General features: G+C 70.6%; 12 protein-coding genes. 4 read left to right on the forward strand and 8 right to left on the reverse strand.

Features of this window, described 5'->3' with window-relative positions; translation table 11 throughout:
- Window positions 1-89: 89 nt before the first annotated feature.
- Entirely contained in the window at window positions 90-1,565 is a 1,476-nt protein-coding gene (locus ACFYYF_RS32780; RefSeq protein WP_361683141.1) for a hypothetical protein, read from the reverse strand.
- A 447-nt stretch (window positions 1,566-2,012) separates the two neighbouring features.
- Here ACFYYF_RS32780 and ACFYYF_RS32785 point away from each other — a divergent pair, with 447 nt between their 5' ends.
- On the forward strand, window positions 2,013-2,675 hold the full coding sequence (locus ACFYYF_RS32785) for a bifunctional DNA primase/polymerase (RefSeq protein ID WP_361683143.1): 663 nt from the start codon (window positions 2,013-2,015) through the stop codon (window positions 2,673-2,675).
- A gap of 97 nt (window positions 2,676-2,772) precedes the next feature.
- Here the strand turns inward: ACFYYF_RS32785 and ftsY are convergent, their stop codons facing one another.
- Complete coding sequence (gene ftsY, locus ACFYYF_RS32790; RefSeq protein ID WP_388781077.1) at window positions 2,773-3,978, reverse strand: signal recognition particle-docking protein FtsY; 1,206 nt, start codon at window positions 3,976-3,978, stop codon at window positions 2,773-2,775.
- Between the two features lie 359 nt (window positions 3,979-4,337).
- Between ftsY and ACFYYF_RS32795 the strand changes: the two genes are divergently transcribed.
- A complete protein-coding gene (locus tag ACFYYF_RS32795) occupies window positions 4,338-5,306 on the forward strand; it encodes an LLM class flavin-dependent oxidoreductase (protein WP_388781078.1) in 969 nt (322 codons plus the stop codon).
- A gap of 187 nt (window positions 5,307-5,493) precedes the next feature.
- Here the strand turns inward: ACFYYF_RS32795 and ACFYYF_RS32800 are convergent, their stop codons facing one another.
- Window positions 5,494-6,912: a sugar porter family MFS transporter gene (locus tag ACFYYF_RS32800; RefSeq protein WP_388781079.1), complete on the reverse strand. Its 1,419-nt coding sequence runs from the start codon at window positions 6,910-6,912 to the stop codon at window positions 5,494-5,496.
- Window positions 6,913-7,209: 297 nt separating this feature from the next.
- Here ACFYYF_RS32800 and ACFYYF_RS32805 point away from each other — a divergent pair, with 297 nt between their 5' ends.
- Window positions 7,210-7,554 (forward strand): DUF4326 domain-containing protein, encoded by a 345-nt coding sequence (locus ACFYYF_RS32805; protein ID WP_388781080.1) that lies wholly within the window; start codon window positions 7,210-7,212, stop codon window positions 7,552-7,554.
- A 106-nt stretch (window positions 7,555-7,660) separates the two neighbouring features.
- On the opposite strand, the gene smc is transcribed toward ACFYYF_RS32805, so the two are convergent.
- From smc to ACFYYF_RS32820, 3 genes are all read right to left on the reverse strand, one after another.
- Entirely contained in the window at window positions 7,661-11,266 is a 3,606-nt protein-coding gene (gene smc / locus ACFYYF_RS32810) for a chromosome segregation protein SMC (RefSeq protein WP_388781081.1), read from the reverse strand.
- Window positions 11,267-11,487: 221 nt separating this feature from the next.
- On the reverse strand, window positions 11,488-11,691 hold the full coding sequence (locus ACFYYF_RS32815; RefSeq protein WP_355773424.1) for a hypothetical protein: 204 nt from the start codon (window positions 11,689-11,691) through the stop codon (window positions 11,488-11,490).
- 382 nt (window positions 11,692-12,073) lie between these two features.
- Window positions 12,074-12,355, reverse strand: coding sequence for an acylphosphatase (locus ACFYYF_RS32820; RefSeq protein ID WP_361683156.1), 282 nt, complete (start codon window positions 12,353-12,355; stop codon window positions 12,074-12,076).
- A gap of 154 nt (window positions 12,356-12,509) precedes the next feature.
- On the opposite strand from ACFYYF_RS32820, the gene ACFYYF_RS32825 reads away from it, so the two are divergent.
- Window positions 12,510-13,517: a CAP domain-containing protein gene (locus ACFYYF_RS32825; protein ID WP_388781082.1), complete on the forward strand. Its 1,008-nt coding sequence runs from the start codon at window positions 12,510-12,512 to the stop codon at window positions 13,515-13,517.
- Between the two features lie 180 nt (window positions 13,518-13,697).
- On the opposite strand, the gene ACFYYF_RS32830 is transcribed toward ACFYYF_RS32825, so the two are convergent.
- Together ACFYYF_RS32830 and ACFYYF_RS32835 are read right to left on the reverse strand one after the other, a co-directional pair.
- Complete coding sequence (locus ACFYYF_RS32830) at window positions 13,698-14,168, reverse strand: hypothetical protein (protein WP_388781083.1); 471 nt, start codon at window positions 14,166-14,168, stop codon at window positions 13,698-13,700.
- Window positions 14,169-14,359: 191 nt separating this feature from the next.
- Window positions 14,360-15,130: a calcium-binding protein gene (locus tag ACFYYF_RS32835; RefSeq protein WP_388781084.1), complete on the reverse strand. Its 771-nt coding sequence runs from the start codon at window positions 15,128-15,130 to the stop codon at window positions 14,360-14,362.
- Window positions 15,131-15,543: the final 413 nt, after the last annotated feature.

Here is a 15,543-nt window from a genome sequence, read left to right on the forward strand (position 1 = left end):
ATGACCTGGCATGGGGGAGCCGAGTCGGGCAGTTCAGGACGACCGGCCGCGGCCGGGGTACGGGGCGGGGCCGCCGCGGCGGCCGGCTGTCAGACCGCCTCGGCGGTCTCGGGCAGGTCGACGGCGAGCTGGTCGGTGAGGTCGATGACCTCGGCGAGATCGCCGAAGTCCCGGACGGCGGTGTCGACCGTCTTTCGGATACGAGTGTTGACGCGCTCGGAGCGGACCTTCTTGCCGACCCTCAGGGCTTCCTTGGCCAGGACGGCACTCTGCTCGGGCTCACGCTGCAGCAGGTGCACGGTGGCCATGCCGATGAGGTTGAGCGCGTACGACCTCTGGTGCTCGGAATCCTGGTGGAAGAGGTCGACCGCCTTCTGCATCAGGGGTTCGGCCATGGAGGCGTACGTGGGGCTGCGCCCGGCGACGTAGGCGAGGTCCCGGTAGGAGTGCGAGTTCTCGCCGTACAGCTCGGCCCGGGAGAAGAAGCGGATCCAGTCCGGGTCCGGCTCGTCCCAGTCGTGCACGTCGGAGAAGGTGTCCTCGGCCATGCGGACGGCCCGCTTGCACTTTCCGGGCTGCCCCATGTTGGCGTAGGCGCGGGCCTCCATCGCATACAGCATCGACTGGGTGCGCGGGCTCGCGCAGTCACGACTGCCGTACTGGGCGAGGTGGATCAGCTCCAGCGCGTCGTCGGGCCGCCCGAGGTGGATCATCTGACGGCTCATGCTGGAGAGGATGTACGAGCCGAGCGGCTTGTCCCCCGCCTCCTTCGAGGCGTGCAGCGCGAGCACGAAGTACTTCTGCGCGGTGGGCTGGAGGCCCACGTCGTAGCTCATCCAGCCCGCCAGCTCGGCCAGTTCGGCGGCGACCTTGAACAGGCGCTTCTCGGTGGCGGCGGGCTGCGGCTCCTGGAGGAGGTCGGTCACCTCGTGCAGCTGGCCGACGACGGCCTTGCGGCGCAGTCCGCCGCCGCACTGCGCGTCCCACTGACGGAACATCACGGTCGTGGACTCGAGGAGGTCCAGTTCAGGCTGGGAGAGCCTGCCGCCGCGGCGCGTCGAGGCCGGCGGTTCGGGCGCCTCGTAGGGCCCCGGCGGGGTGGGGACGAGCCAGCGCTGCATGGGCTCGATCAGGGCCGGGCCCGCGGAGAGCCCCAGCGAGCTGCCGAGGAAGCCGCGCCGCGCCAGCATCAGGTCGCTGCGCGAGTACTCACTGATGAGCGCGACGGTCTGGGGGCCGGTCCAGGGAAGGTCGATGCCGGACACGGAGGGTGCCTGGTGGGCCACGCGCAGACCGAGATCCTCCACGGCGACGACGCAGCCGAACCGCTCGGAGAACAGCTCCGACAGGATCCGCGGGATCGGCTCGCGCGGGTTCTCCCCGTCCAGCCAGCGGCGCACCCGCGAGGTGTCCGTCGAGATGTGGTTGGCCCCCAACTGGCGGGCCCTGCGGTTCACCTGGCGCGCCAGCTCACCCTTCGACCAGCCGCTGCGCACGAACCACGAGCCGAGCAGCTCGTTGGGGCGCCTGTCAGCGTTCGTCCCGCCTCCGCCGTTGCCGCCCACTGGAACGCCCCCACTCCCCGAGACCACTTGTCGCCGCTCTGCGCCAAGCCCTATCAGAATGCCCGTAAACGCGGCCGCGCGTCCGGTAGTTCACACCCTTCGAACGGGAACCCTGCTTGCCCTTGGCATACTCACGAGTAAACAAAACCCCAGGACTCGTGCACTCAAAGTAATCCTACGATCACGCGTCCAGCCATGGCGATCCGTGAAACGCCACCATTCGCCACCCCTTCGAATGAACTCCAGTCGCCCTGCTCGCGATTCACTTGACACGGAACGACCAAGGGTGGGCGGAGAGGCGCACTCCAGGGCGCACGGAACCGAGCACACCACCCCATGCGCGACAAGGCGCTGTCTGGATCGCGTGAAACCGGGCAGGCAGGAACAGAGGGTGACAATCCGGTTCCGCCACGTAACCACGGGCGCACCGGACCCGTTGGAGGGGGCATGGGCTTCACGATCGGCAGTAGTCGGGCGATGCGCGACATCCGGACCGGTGCTCGTCGCCGCGGCCGCTCGTCGGAGGGCGGCGCCGTCGCCGCGTTCACCGGACTGTGGGGATGGGACGTCGTCCCGGGCGCCCGAGCCGCCGCGGGGGCGTGCTCGTGCGGCCGGGCCGACTGCCCGGCGCCGGGTGCGCACCCCCTGGCCTTCGCCCCGACGATCCCGGCGGGCACCACACTGAACGAGGCGACCGGCATCTGGGCCGGCTTCCCGGGTGCCGCGGTGATGCTGCCGGTCGGCCGGGCCTTCGACGTGATCGAGGTCGCCGAGGCGGCCGGACACCGCGCGCTCGTCCGGCTGGAGCGCATGGGGCTGCCGCTCGGCCCCGTGACGGCCGGCCCGGACGGCCGCGCCCACTTCTTCGTCTCCCCCGGTTCCGCCGCCGAACTTCCCCAGCTGCTCTACCGCATGGGCTGGGACGACGCCTCGCTCGACCTGCACGGCCTCGGACCGGGCGCGTTCATCACCGCCCCGCCCTCCGACCGCGCGGGGCTCGGCCCGGTCCGCTGGCTGCGCTCCCCCGCTCTCGACTCCGCCCCCAAGCCGCCCCCGGCGCGGCTGCTGCTGGGCACGCTCGCCCACGTGGCACACCGTTCGCGGGCCTGACCCGCCGGAGCGAGCCGGACAGCACGAAGCGCCCGTCCCCCGCAGTGCTGCGGGGTCGGGCGCTTCTCGTCGGGCACCTACGTGGTCGCGCGGGTGGTCACTCTCCGATGAGGGCGTCGACGAACGCCTCCGGCTCGAACGGCGCCAGGTCGTCCGCGCCCTCTCCGAGCCCGACGAGCTTCACCGGGACGCCGAGCTCGCGCTGCACCGCGACGACGATGCCGCCCTTCGCCGTGCCGTCGAGCTTGGTCAGCACGATGCCGGTGATCTCGACGACCTCGGCGAACACGCGCGCCTGCACGAGACCGTTCTGTCCGGTGGTCGCGTCGAGGACGAGCAGCACCTCGTCGAGCGGCGCGTGCTTCTCCACGACGCGCTTGACCTTGCCGAGCTCGTCCATGAGGCCGGTCTTGGTGTGGAGCCGGCCCGCGGTGTCGATGAGGACGACGTCCGCGCCCTCCTCGATGCCCTCCTTGACCGCGTCGAACGCGATCGAGGCGGGGTCGCCCCCCTCGGGGCCGCGGATGGTACGGGCGCCCACGCGCTCGCCCCAGGTCTGGAGCTGGTCGGCGGCCGCGGCGCGGAAGGTGTCCGCGGCGCCGAGAACAACGTTTTTGCCGTCGGCGACGAGCACGCGCGCGAGCTTGCCGGTGGTGGTGGTCTTGCCGGTGCCGTTGACTCCGACGACCATCACGATGCCCGGGGTGTCGAGGTTCGAGTCGGTCTTGACCGCGCGGTCGAACTCCGGGACGAGGAGCTGGACCAGTTCCTCGCGCAGCAGGCCGCGCAGTTCGTCCGGCGTCCGGGTGCCGAGCACCTTGACGCGCTCGCGCAGCCGCTCGACCAGTTCCTGGGTGGGCTGCACACCGACGTCGGCGACGAGCAGCGTGTCCTCGATCTCCTCCCAGGTCTCGTCGTCGAGGTGCTCGCGCGAGAGCAGCGTGAGCAGCCCCTTGCCGAGCGCGTTCTGCGAGCGGGAGAGCCGGGTGCGCAGGCGTACCAGACGCCCGGCGGTCGGTTCCGGGATCTCGATCTGGGGAGCCTCGACCGGAGGTTCCTCGACGACGACCGACGGGGCGGCCGAACCGTCGGGGAGATCCACCTCCTCCAAGGTGCGGCGCGGCTCGTCGTGCGGCGCCTCGGCCTCGTCGCCGACGTGCGGTTCGGCCGGTGGGGCGGTGATGTCGGGGGCGGCGGGGGGCGGCGGGGGCAGCTGCTTCCGCTTGCGACTGCCGACGACGAGCCCACCGAGCGCGCCGATCACCACCACGGCGATGACTACAGCAAGGATGATGGTTTCCATAACAAGCCCAGTATGCGTGACCTATCCGTCGGCCAGCCGTTGTCCGTGCGGGGGCCGCGTGCCCCTGCGGGCCGGGCTGGTCCGCCGCTCGGCCTCGCGTCGACGGGAAGCCTTCAGGGCGGAGTCACAACGTCCTCAGTATCGGCAGCAGGCGGCGGGCCGACTGCTCCGGTTTCACTGGGTACGAACGAGTGCGCGCAGCGTACCCAGGGTGTGTCACGCCCCATACGGTGGGCCGTGACACACCCTTGCCGCTTCACGGCGTCACGTCCCCTGGGCAGAGCCCGCCGTCCCCGCACCATGGCAATCTGACGCCTCGTCAGCTACCGTCCCCCTCCACACACGAAGGGGGGCTCCCCATGCCCGTGACGGTCGTGCGCTTCAACCTCGTCGAACCCGACGCCACCCCCGCCTCGCTCAGCGACCGCTACCGTGCCGCCGTCGAGATGGCCACGTACGCCGACGACCGCGGGATCACCACGGTGCAGACGGAGGAGCACCACGGCGCCGTCAACAACTGGCTGCCCTCGCCCTTCGCGTTCGCGGGCGCGGTCTTCGGGGCGACCCGGCAGATCGCGGTCACCGTCTCGGCGGTCATCGGCCCGCTGCACGACCCGCTGCGGCTGGCCGAGGACATCGCCGTGCTGGACCTGCTCAGCGGCGGGCGCCTGGTGACCGTGGCCGGCATCGGCTACCGACCCGAGGAGTACGCGCAGTTCGACGTCGACTGGAAGCGGCGCGGCAGGCTCCAGGACGAGCTCCTGGAGACGGTGCTGAAGGCCTGGACCGGCGAGGAGTTCAGCTACCGGGGCCGGACGGTACGGGTCACCCCGCGTCCGTTCTCGGACCCGCACCCCCTGCTGCTGGTGGGCGGCTCCTCCCAGGCGGCGGCCCGGCGTGCCGCCCGGCTCGGCCTGCCGTTCTTCCCGAGCGCGCACCTGCCCGAGCTGGAGGCCTATTACAAGGAGCGGCTGATCGAGTACGGCACCGAGGGCTGGACCATGATGCCCGGCGCCGAGACGCCGCTGCTGCACATCGCCGAGGACCCGGACCGGGCCTGGGCCGAGTACGGGCGCCACTTCCTGCACGAGGCCCGGACGTACGCCTCGTGGCAGTCCGGCGAGATCCGTTCGGCGGTGAAGTCGGCGGCCACGACGGTCGAGGAGCTGCGCGCCGAGGGCGTCTACCGCGTGCTCACGCCGGACCAGTGCGTGGAGCTGGGCCTGGACAACCTCGTCCTGCATCCGCTGTCCGGCGGGATGCCGGTGGACGAGGGCTGGCGCAGTCTGCATCTGTTCTGCGAAAGCGTGCTGCCCCGGCTCGTATGACCTGACGGTCCGAGCCGGGGCGGCGCGCCCTCTTCACGAGTACGGGGAGAGGGGCAGCGGGGACTTGGCCCTTCCCCCCGAGTTCAGGGGAGTCACCGGCGGCCGTGGGGGGCCGCCGGTGATCGGGCGGCCGTGGGGAGCCGCCATCGAGCGGGCGGCCGTGGGGGGCCGCCGGTGGTACGGGCCGTCAGCCCATCTCCTCCAGGGCCTTGCCCTTGGTCTCCTTGACGAACTTCAGGACGAAGGGGATGGAGAGGACGGCGAAGCAGGTGTAGATCACGTAGGTGGCCGAGAGGTTCCAGTCGGCCAGCGACGGGAAGCTCGCGGTGATGGCCCAGTTGGCGATCCACTGCGCGGAGGCGGCGACACCGAGCGCGGCGGCCCGGATCCGGTTCGGGAACATCTCGCCGAGGAACACCCAGACCACGACACCCCAGGAGAGGGCGAAGAAGAGGACGAAGACGTGCGCGGCGATCAGGGCGACCCAGCCCTGGGTGGCCGGCAGCTTGCCGTCGACCAGGTCGTAGGAGAAGGCCCAGGCCTCCAGGCCGAGACCGATGGCCATACCCACCGAGCCGATGAGGGCGAGCGGCTTACGGCCGACGCGGTCCACGAAGATCATGGCGATCACGGTGCCGATGATGTTGATGATCGACGTGGTGAACGAGTAGAAGAACGAGTCCGTCGGGTCGACGCCGACCGACTGCCACAGCGTCGAGGAGTAGTAGAACGCGACGTTGATGCCGACGAACTGCTGGAACACCGAGAGGCCGATACCGATCCAGACGATCGGCAGGAAGAGGAAGCTGCCGCCGAGCAGGTCCTTGAAGGTCGACTTGTGCTCGCCCTTCATGGCCGTCTCGATCTCGTTCATGCGGGCGTCCAGGTCGATCTTGTCGCCCTCGACCTCCTTGAGCACCTCACGGGCGCGGTCCCTGCGGCCCACCTCGAGCAGGAAGCGCGGCGACTCGGGGATGGCGAAGGAGAGCAGACCGTAGAGGACGGCCGGGATGACCATGACGCCGAGCATGACCTGCCAGGCCTCGACACCGAGGAGCTGACCACGCTGGTCGCCGTCGGCGGCGTTCAGGATGGCGTAGTTGACGAGCTGCGAGATGGCGATGCCGACGACGATCGCGGCCTGCTGGAACGAGCCGAGCCGTCCGCGGTACGCGGGCGGGGAGACCTCGGCGATGTAGGCGGGGCCGATGACGGAGGCCATGCCGATGGCGAAGCCGCCGATGATGCGCCAGAAGGCGAGGTCCCACAGGGCGAAGGGCAGCGCCGAGCCGATCGCGCTGATGGTGAAGAGGGCCGCGGAGATCTGCATGCAGCGGATGCGGCCGATGCGGTCGGCCATGCGGCCGGCGGCCGCCGCGCCGATGGCACAGCCGATCAGGGCGATGGCGATGACCTGGGCCAGCGCCGCGGAGCCGATGTCGTACCGGTCGCGGATGGCCTCGACCGCGCCATTGATCACAGCGCTGTCGTAGCCGAACAGGAAGCCGCCCATCGCGGCCGCCGCCGCGATGAAGATGACATGCCCGAGATGCTCGGGGGGAGCCGGCTTGACTCCTGGCACAGGTGCCTGCGATGCGCTGGTCACGTAAGACTCCTCGGGCCACCGGCCTCGCTGCCGGGGGTGGGGGGGCGAAAGCCTTCGTTGGTGGTTACCAGTGGCGCACAGGTTCACGCGGGCCACCACCTGAAGGTAAAAGCAACGTCGGAGAGACTATGCCTTCAACTTTCGAAGTCAAACCTGGGGGTGTCCGGGAACCTTCTAGGCCAATGTGACGCTGTTGTGTTCAAGCTTTGAACATCAAGTGCCCGAATGGTCGAACGAGGGTCACTTCTCGGCCGTGCTCGCGTTGCCCCCGGCCGCCCGAGCGTGGAGGATCCGGTCATGCCGCAGACCACGGTCGTCAACCTCAAGGGTCACCGCGACGATCCCGCGTACGCCGATGTGGTGTACGTCGGCCGCCCCATGCACCGGGGCGGCTGGCACCTGACCGGTTCCCCGCTGGCGAGCCCGTTCCGCCCCGGCCACGACGGCACGCGCGACGAGGTCGTCGAGATGTACCGCGCCTACCTGCTGGCGCGCCCGGAGCTGCTGGCCCGGCTCCCCGCGCTGCGCGGCCGGCGCCTCGGCTGCTGGTGCGTCCCCGAGCGCTGCCACGCCGAGGTGCTCGCCGAACTCGCGGACGAGGGCGTGGGCGAGGACCTGCCGGAACCGGACGACCAGCCGTAGGCGGCGGTTCGGCCTGAACCGGGCGACCTGCCCGTAGGCGGCGGCCCGGACCGGAGACGGACCAGGTGCCGTGGGGCGAGGGCCGATGGCGAGCCGGCCGGCGGGATCAGCGCAGGCGCTGGCTGATGACCTTCGAGACGCCGTCGCCCTGCATGGAGACGCCGTACAGCGCGTCGGCGACCTCCATCGTGCGCTTCTGGTGCGTGATCACGATGAGCTGGGAGGCCTCCTGGAGCTCCTGCATGATCCTGATCAGCCGCTGGAGGTTGGTGTCGTCCAGTGCCGCCTCGACCTCGTCCATCACGTAGAACGGGCTGGGGCGGGCCTTGAAGATCGACACGAGGAGCGCGACGGCGGTCAGCGACCGTTCGCCGCCGGACAGCAGGCTGAGCCGCTTGACCTTCTTGCCCGGCGGCCTGGCCTCCACGTCGACACCCGTGGTGAGCATGTTGTCCGGGTCGGTCAGGATGAGCCGTCCGTCCCCGCCCGGGAACAGCCGGCTGAAGACGCCCTCGAACTCCCGGGCGGTGTCCCGGTACGCCTCGGTGAAGACCTGCTCGACACGCTCGTCGACCTCCTTCACCACCTGGAGGAGGTCGGCGCGCGTCTTCTTGAGGTCCTCCAGCTGCTCGCTGAGGAACTTGTGGCGCTCCTCCAGCGCGGCGAACTCCTCCAGCGCCAGCGGATTGATCTTGCCGAGCTGCTGGTACGCCCGTTCGGCCGACTTCAGCCGCTTCTCCTGCTCGGCACGGTGGAACCGCCGGGGCTGGTTGCGCGGGTGCTCGGGGTCCTCGGGCAGTTCCTCGCCCTCGGCGGGCAGCGACGGCGGTACGAGCTGGTCGGGGCCGTAGTCCGCGACGAGTCCCGCCGGCTCGACGCCGAGCTCGTCCAGCGCCTTCGCCTCCAGCTGCTCTATGCGCATCCGCTTCTCGGCGCCCAGCACCTCGCCCCGGTGCACCGAGTCGGTGAGCTTGTCGAGTTCCGCCTTGAGGTCGCGGCCCTGGCCCCGCGCGGCCACGAGCTCCTGCTCACGGCGGGCCTTCGCGCTGTCGGCGGCGGTGCGCTCCTCGTCGGCGCGGGCGAGCGAGATCTCGACGTGCGCGAGGAGCTGGCGTGCGCCGGAGGCGACGGCCGTGGCGACGGCCGCCTCGTGGCGCAGCCGGGCGCGCCGCTGTTCGGCACGCGCGCGTGCCTCGCGTTCGGCGCGGGCGGCGCGGTCCAGGGAGTCGGCCCGTCCGGCGAGTCCCTTGACCCGCTCCTCGTGCGTCCGCACCTGGAGGCGGGCCTCCATCTCCGTCTGCCGCGCGTTGGCGCCGTCCGCGGCGAGCCGGTCCCGTACCGAGGTGTCGGGCTCCTCCTCGACCGGCATCTCCTCGGCCACGGCGAGCCGTTCGGCCAGTTCCTCCGCCTCGGTGACGGCCCGGTCCAGGGCTTCCTGCGCGCGGGCGGCCGCCGCGGTGCTCCGCTCCGCCTCGCCCGCCGCGCCCCGCGCCTGCCCGGCCAGCCGCCCGAGCTGCTGGGCGACGGACGACTTCTGCCGCTCGGCGGCCCGCCGCCGCTCCCCCAACTCCTCTACGAGCGCCGCCCGTTCGGCTCGCCGTCCGGTCGCCAGCCGCTGCGCCTCGGTCAACTCCTCGCACCGTACGGCCAGTTCCTCCAGCTCGGCCGCCGCCTCGTCCACGGAGGCCTGCACTTCGAGCAGACTGGGCGCGCCCGCTGACCCGCCGTGCGCGAAGTGCGCCCCGAGCAGGTCGCCCTCGGCGGTCACCGCGGTGAGTCCGGGCCGCGCGTAGACCAGGTCCTCGGCCTCCTCCAGGGTTCCGACGACGACGATCCCGCGCAGCAGGCGCCGTACGGCGGGCATCAGTTCGGCCGGACCCCGGACGAGATCGGCGGCGTAGGGCGGCGCGTTGTCGTCGTCGAGGTGTACGGGCGTGGAGGCGCCGTCGGCCGGACCGGCGGCGGTGTGTTCCCCGGCGCCGGGCTCCTCGGGTGCGCCGGCGAGCAGCAGGGCCGCGCGGCCCGCGTCCTGCTTGCGCAGCAGGCGGATGGCCTCGGCGGCCGAGGCGGGGGTGGCGACCGCGACGGCGTCGGCGGCCGCGCCGAACGCGGCGGCGAGCGCGACCTCGAAGCCGGGGGTGACCGACAGCAGCCCGGCGGCGGGGCCGAGCACTCCGGTGAGCCGGTCCGTGGCGCCGAGCAGCGCTCCCGTGCCGTCCTTGCGCCGCAGGCCGAGGGCGAGGGCGTCGCGGCGGGCCTGGGTGGCGGCCCGCCTCCGTTCGGCGGCGGTGGCGGCCTCGCGGGCCGCGCTCAGCGCGGCCTCCGCGTCGGACAGGGCGCCTCTGGCCGCCTCGTGCTGCTCGGCGAGGTCGGCGTCGCCGGCGTCGAGCCCGTCGACCTCGGCCTTCAGCTCCTCGTACTCCTCCTGGGCGGTGACCGCGCGCTCCTGGGCCTCGTCGCGGGCGGCGGCGAGGCGGTCGATCTCGGCCTGCGCGGAGGCGGCGCGCGAGCGGGCCGCGTTGACCTGGCCGCCCAGGCGGGCGAGTCCCTCGCGGCGGTCGGCGATGGCGCGGGCAACGTCCTTGAGGCGGCGCTCCTCGACGGTCAGTTCACGCTCCAGTTCGGCGCGGTGGGCGACCGTGTCCTCCAGGGCCCGCTCGGCCGCCTCCAGGGCCGCTTCGAGCTCGGCCTCCTGTTCGCGGACGCGGACGGCCTCGCGCTCCATGTCCTCGGGGTCGCGGCCGCGCCGTTCCTCGGCGGGCACGGAGGTGGCGCTCTTGACGCGCGCGTCGGCCAGCGAGACCGTTCCGCGCACCCGCTCGGCGAGCTGGGAGAGTTCGTACCAGGTCTGCTGGGCGCGCTGGAGTCGCGGGGTGAGGCGGCGGACCTCGTCCTCCAGCTGGGCCTCCCGCTGGAGCGCCTTCTTGAGTTCGGCCTCGGCGGACTCCTTGCGCCGCTTGAGCTCGGCCTCGTCGGCGATCTCGGACTGGAGGGCGCCCCGCAGCCGTACGAGGTCGTCGGCGAGGAGGCGCAGCCGGGCGTCGCGCAGGTCGGCCTGGATGACGGCGGCCCGGCGGGCGACGGCGGCCTGCCGGCCCAGCGGCTTGAGCTGGCGCCGCAGTTCGTCGGTGAGGTCCTGCACGCGGGCGAGGTTGGCCTGCATCGCGTCCAGCTTCCGCAGCGCCTTCTCCTTGCGCTTGCGGTGCTTGAGGACGCCCGCCGCCTCCTCGATGAAGGCGCGGCGGCCCATCGGGTCGGCGTGCAGGACGGAGTCGAGCTGGCCCTGTCCGACGATGACGTGCATCTCGCGGCCGATGCCGGAGTCGGACAGCAGTTCCTGGATGTCGAGCAGGCGGCAGGTGTCGCCGTTGATCTGGTACTCGCTGCCGCCGTTGCGGAACATGATCCGCGTGATGGTGACCTCGGCGTACTCGATGGGCAGTGCCCCGTCGGAGTTGTCGATGGTCAGGGAGACCTCGGCACGGCCGAGCGGCGGGCGCCCGGTGGTGCCGGCGAAGATGACGTCCTCCATCTTGCCGCCGCGCAGCGACTTGGCGCCCTGCTCGCCCATGACCCAGCTCAGGGCGTCCACGACGTTGGACTTGCCCGAGCCGTTGGGGCCCACGACACAGGTGATGCCCGGCTCGAACCGCAGCGTGGTCGCCGAGGCGAACGACTTGAACCCGCGCAGGGTCAGGGCCTTGAGGTGCACGCCGCCGGACTCTACCTTTCGGGCCGGTCTCACTCCATGAACGCACGGTTTCGCCCATGAACACGGAGGGCACACCAGACGTTGAAGAGGGGGGAAGGTCGCTCGGGGGAAAGAAAGAAGGGACGCCGGACGGCGTCCCTTGCAAATCTGACAACTTAGCGGTTGATTCGGGCCGCCCAACCACTGCTGTCATGGTGCGGTGCCATGGTGCGGTGCAGTGATCAGGTGAGCGCAGGCTCCGCCTGGGGTACGTCGATGCTCTCGAGGATCGAGTCGTGAGAAGCGGCAGCCGCGAGCGCGTCGTTCTCGGCCTGGATCCGTACAAGCTCGGATTCGAGGTCCTGGACGCGCTGCTGGAGCCGTCGCATCTCGGCAATGAGTCGCGGGTCGGAACCGCCGACGTAACCGAGAAGCGCCTTTGCCATGATGGATGGTCCTCCACACTGAGTGACCGACCGAAGCGGTGTGGGTCGTGAGGGAATCGCACCCGCGATGCTTGACACTGCTGATGTCCTGCTGCCGTTCCACATGCCAAACAGCTAAGGTGCGCGGGGCTTTCAGCGTCTCACCAAAAAGTTTGACGGTCAACACGATCACGCCCTGTATCGGCGGGCAACCCACTGTCGCGCGGCTTCTGAAGCGGCGGCGCTGCGACTCCGGTGGGACCCTCAGGGCGTCGGGATCATCGTTATCTCGGGAGCCTGCCACTTCGCGCCGTTCTTGGCAACCACCAGGCCATTTCCACTACGGACGGGTGCCGGTGGCATACTCCACGCCACTTTCGGGAGGCCTCCGCGGGCGTCCCCGTCAGCGGATGGCGAAGCCGTCGTAGATCCCCCGGGGCGTGTCCCAGATCTCAGTGACTCCGTCCACCCGGCCGGGCGTGTCGTCTCCCTGGAGCCAGTCGAGCAGGCTCTGGCAGCCGGCCCGGGGGCCCTCCGCGACCACTTGGACGCGTCCGTCGTCGAGATTGAGAGCAAAACCACTCAGCCCGCCGATCTCCAGCGCCCTGGCCCGCGTAAACCAGCGGAAACCCACACCTTGGACCCTTCCGCGGACCCAGACGACCAGCCGTGAAACCTCGTTCATGGCTGCACGCTAACCGGACAATGTCTCGTGGAGCACATCCTCCCCACGCGCCATGGGGTACCGTCCCGACCCAATGAGTCTCATTAGAAACTCACTCTTCTGGGTGATGTTTTGGATGAGGATCGCTGACTCAAGATCGAGGAAGGCCCAAGAGATGGGACGCCACCGACGCTCCGACGCCGGCCGCGCCGCCACAGGGCGCGCCACCGGAGTCACAGATACGAGCGGGACCCACACGGAAAGCTACGGCCCGGAGAACCTGTACGGCTACGCGGCCGTCGCCGATCTCCCGTCCGCCTCCTCCGCCCGCTCGCACCGCAAGCGGAAGGGTCCGAGCCCGGTCAAGACGGGGCTGCTCGGCGTCTCGGCGGCCGTGGCCCTCGGCACCGTCGCCGTCGCGGCCGGTGTCGTCCCCGGCGCCGAGAACTACGCGCTCGGCGGTGGCAGCACCAACTCCGACAACGTCCAGGCCGCGAGCTCGCCCTCCAGCGTCGAGACCCAGCAGGGCGGCACCTCGGGCAGCGCGGACTCCCGCGAGGGCACGTCGACGAGCCGTGGCTCCGGCCGCGCGTCGACCCCCTCGACCACCGCCCCCTCGACCACCGCCCCCTCGACCTCCACGTCGCCGTCGGCCGCTCCGACCACGACCGAGCCGTCGAAGAAGCAGGGCAACGGGGCCTCCAAGGAGGAGAAGACGAAGGAGCCCAAGGCTCCCAAGACCTCCGAGCCCTCCAAGAAGGAGACCAAGGCCCCGGTCGCCAAGACCCCGGTCAACGTGTCCGCGGAGACCGCCGCCGAGGCCGAGGTGCTCAAGCTCGTCAACGACGAGCGCGCCAAGGTCGGTTGCAGCCCGGTCGCCGCGAACAGCTCCCTGACGGACCTGGCCAGCGCCTTCAGCGAGGACATGGCGGCCCGCGCCTTCTTCGACCACACCGACCCGAGCGGCCTCAGCCCCTGGGACCGTGCGGCGAAGGCCGGGATCACCAGCCTCGGCGGCGAGAACATAGCCCGCGGCCAGGCCGACGCGGCGGCCGTCATGGAAGCCTGGATGAACAGCCCCGGCCACAAGGCCAACATCCTGAACTGCGACTTCAAGACCCTCGGAGTCGGAGTCCACTTCGCCGAGGGCGGCCCTTGGTGGACGCAGGACTTCGGCTACTGAGCTGACCGCAGGTCAGAGGGCCAAGCGCCCTCCTGGGCCGTTTCCGGGCCGTCGTGAGTGGAGTCTTCATCCGTGAAGACACCGCCCACGACGGCCCGGGCCCGTTTCCGGCTCGACGCCGGAAGGGGCCCGACGAGGGGCGCCCTCACACTCGTACGAGCCCGCTCCCTGCCTCAAGGCTCAGCGCAGGTGACGTCGCTCGTCGACACGCCGTGACGGCACACCGAGGAAGACGTCGGGCATCGCAGCGCCATAAAGGATGTTGAACGTCTCCAGTCGGTAGGACCAGGCCCCTTCACAACGGCCGACGAAGCGGTGGTTGACATGCCATTGCAGCCATTGACCGAGAGCCAGACGAACGGCAGGCGGGCGCCGGTCACGCCGTGGCATGGAAAACATGCTCACCTCTGGGGGATCCACGCGTAGGAGCCCGTCGACCTCACGGAGGATCGTCCCGGGTTCCGAAAGGTCTCGCACCTGGGTACGAGGCTCGAAGGACTCGGACTCCAGCATGGCGACCTCGTGGAGGCCCGAACGCAGGCCGGGAGGCAGCAAGAAGGCGGTCGGGGCGGCGTTTCTGCGAGCAGCTTCAGAACCGCCGCGCGACTTCTTCGTCCACGACGTGCTCACTCGCTGAACGACAGCATCCATGGGCCCCATCATCGGTCGGGACGCCCTGCGAGGCCACTGGTTCTGTGTCTCTTCCAGAACCGCGCCAGATTGTGCCGGGAACCGACGGGGCCACCTGCTGTATGCGAAGAACCCCTGGGTCGATCACCCAGGGGTTCTTCGCAGCGCAGCCATTGACCGCCATGCTCGTTCCGGCCGGGCCGGGGACAGGGCTACTTCAACGCGACGCCGTCGCCCGTGGCGGTTGCGGAGCTGGTCGTGGTCGTTCCCGCGAAGTGCCAGCGCCAGGTGCCGGAGGCGTTCGCCGGGGTCGTCGTCCTCAGCTTGCCCGTGCTGTCGGTGGTCACCGTTTTGACGGTGGTGTACGTCGAGGCGCCGGACCTCTTGAACTGGAGGGCGACCTTCTGGGCGGCGAAGCCGACGTAGGTGTTGGTGTTCCAGTCGGCCCGGGTCAGGGCGCCGGTCACCGTCAGCGTCTTGCCCTTGACCACCGGTTCGGGCGTCGCCTGGGTGGTCGTCAGCTTGGCATAGCGCTTGATCTTCATCGTGACGCTGCTGTCGAGCGTGTAGAAGTCACCGTCGTAGGCGGCGGCCTCCGCGTCGAGGCGCCAGGTGCCGGCCGAGCTGTTGCGAAGGTCGAAGTAGTCGTCGGTGCTGTCGGGGTCCAGGCTGTAGGACCAGGTGCACTTCATGGTCGTCGACGTCGGGCGCGTGCACGTGGACGACTTCGCGAACTGGATGTGCCCGTCGGGGCTCACCAGCTTGAGCCCCATGAGGGTCCTGACGCCGGAGTTGTCCTTCACGGTGGCGGAGGCGGTCAGCTTCTGGACCTCGCTGATGCCGACGTTGACGGTGGTCCTGCTGAAGGTCACCGACGTGAAGGCGATGTCGCCCTTGTGGGTGTCCGCCTGCGCGGTGGGCGCAAGGAGGGTGAGCAGCGCCAGGCTGCCGGCGGTGGCGGCCGCGGCCGTACGGATGTGCATGGTTCTCCAGAGGCGACGGGTGGGCCGGAGCTCCGCGCTTGGAGTCCGGGCGTGCACAAGACCCTCCACCTGGGGGAATGGTTGTACGGACACCTCAAGCAGGTTCGACTCGGCCTTGGCCGCACCGCTCGCCCGACGGGTCGGCCGCTCCGGCACCCGAGCGATTGTTCAAGCTCCGACTGTGACGAAGGGCCACAAGAGCGATCCATCTCTCTCAGCGGGCCTCTGGTGTCGGACGGCTTCATCGGTCATCGTGTTGAGCACCCGCCGGGCCGTCCCTGGGCCGCCCCAGGGTGCTCCATGACGACCAGCGCCGACAACCGTCGGCAGCTGAACGTGTTCGGCCACCGAGTTGGCCGCGCAGCGCATGGCCGACCCGCTCGGGGGGTCGGCCATGTGGTGTTTTCGGGGGC

Source organism: Streptomyces sp. NPDC001914, assembly GCF_042891215.1.
GTDB lineage: Bacteria > Actinomycetota > Actinomycetes > Streptomycetales > Streptomycetaceae > Streptomyces.

Excerpts from the sequence above, each read along its gene's own strand:
- ACFYYF_RS32785 (WP_361683143.1), top strand. The coding sequence starts at position 2,013 with ATGGGCTTCACGATCGGCAGTAGTCGGGCGATGCGCGACATCCGGACC.
- ftsY (WP_388781077.1), bottom strand. The coding sequence starts at position 3,978 with ATGGAAACCATCATCCTTGCTGTAGTCATCGCCGTGGTGGTGATCGGC.
- ACFYYF_RS32795 (WP_388781078.1), top strand. The coding sequence starts at position 4,338 with ATGCCCGTGACGGTCGTGCGCTTCAACCTCGTCGAACCCGACGCCACC.
- ACFYYF_RS32805 (WP_388781080.1), top strand. The coding sequence starts at position 7,210 with ATGCCGCAGACCACGGTCGTCAACCTCAAGGGTCACCGCGACGATCCC.
- ACFYYF_RS32815 (WP_355773424.1), bottom strand. The coding sequence starts at position 11,691 with ATGGCAAAGGCGCTTCTCGGTTACGTCGGCGGTTCCGACCCGCGACTC.
- ACFYYF_RS32820 (WP_361683156.1), bottom strand. The coding sequence starts at position 12,355 with ATGAACGAGGTTTCACGGCTGGTCGTCTGGGTCCGCGGAAGGGTCCAA.
- ACFYYF_RS32825 (WP_388781082.1), top strand. The coding sequence starts at position 12,510 with ATGGGACGCCACCGACGCTCCGACGCCGGCCGCGCCGCCACAGGGCGC.
- ACFYYF_RS32830 (WP_388781083.1), bottom strand. The coding sequence starts at position 14,168 with ATGGATGCTGTCGTTCAGCGAGTGAGCACGTCGTGGACGAAGAAGTCG.
- ACFYYF_RS32835 (WP_388781084.1), bottom strand. The coding sequence starts at position 15,130 with ATGCACATCCGTACGGCCGCGGCCGCCACCGCCGGCAGCCTGGCGCTG.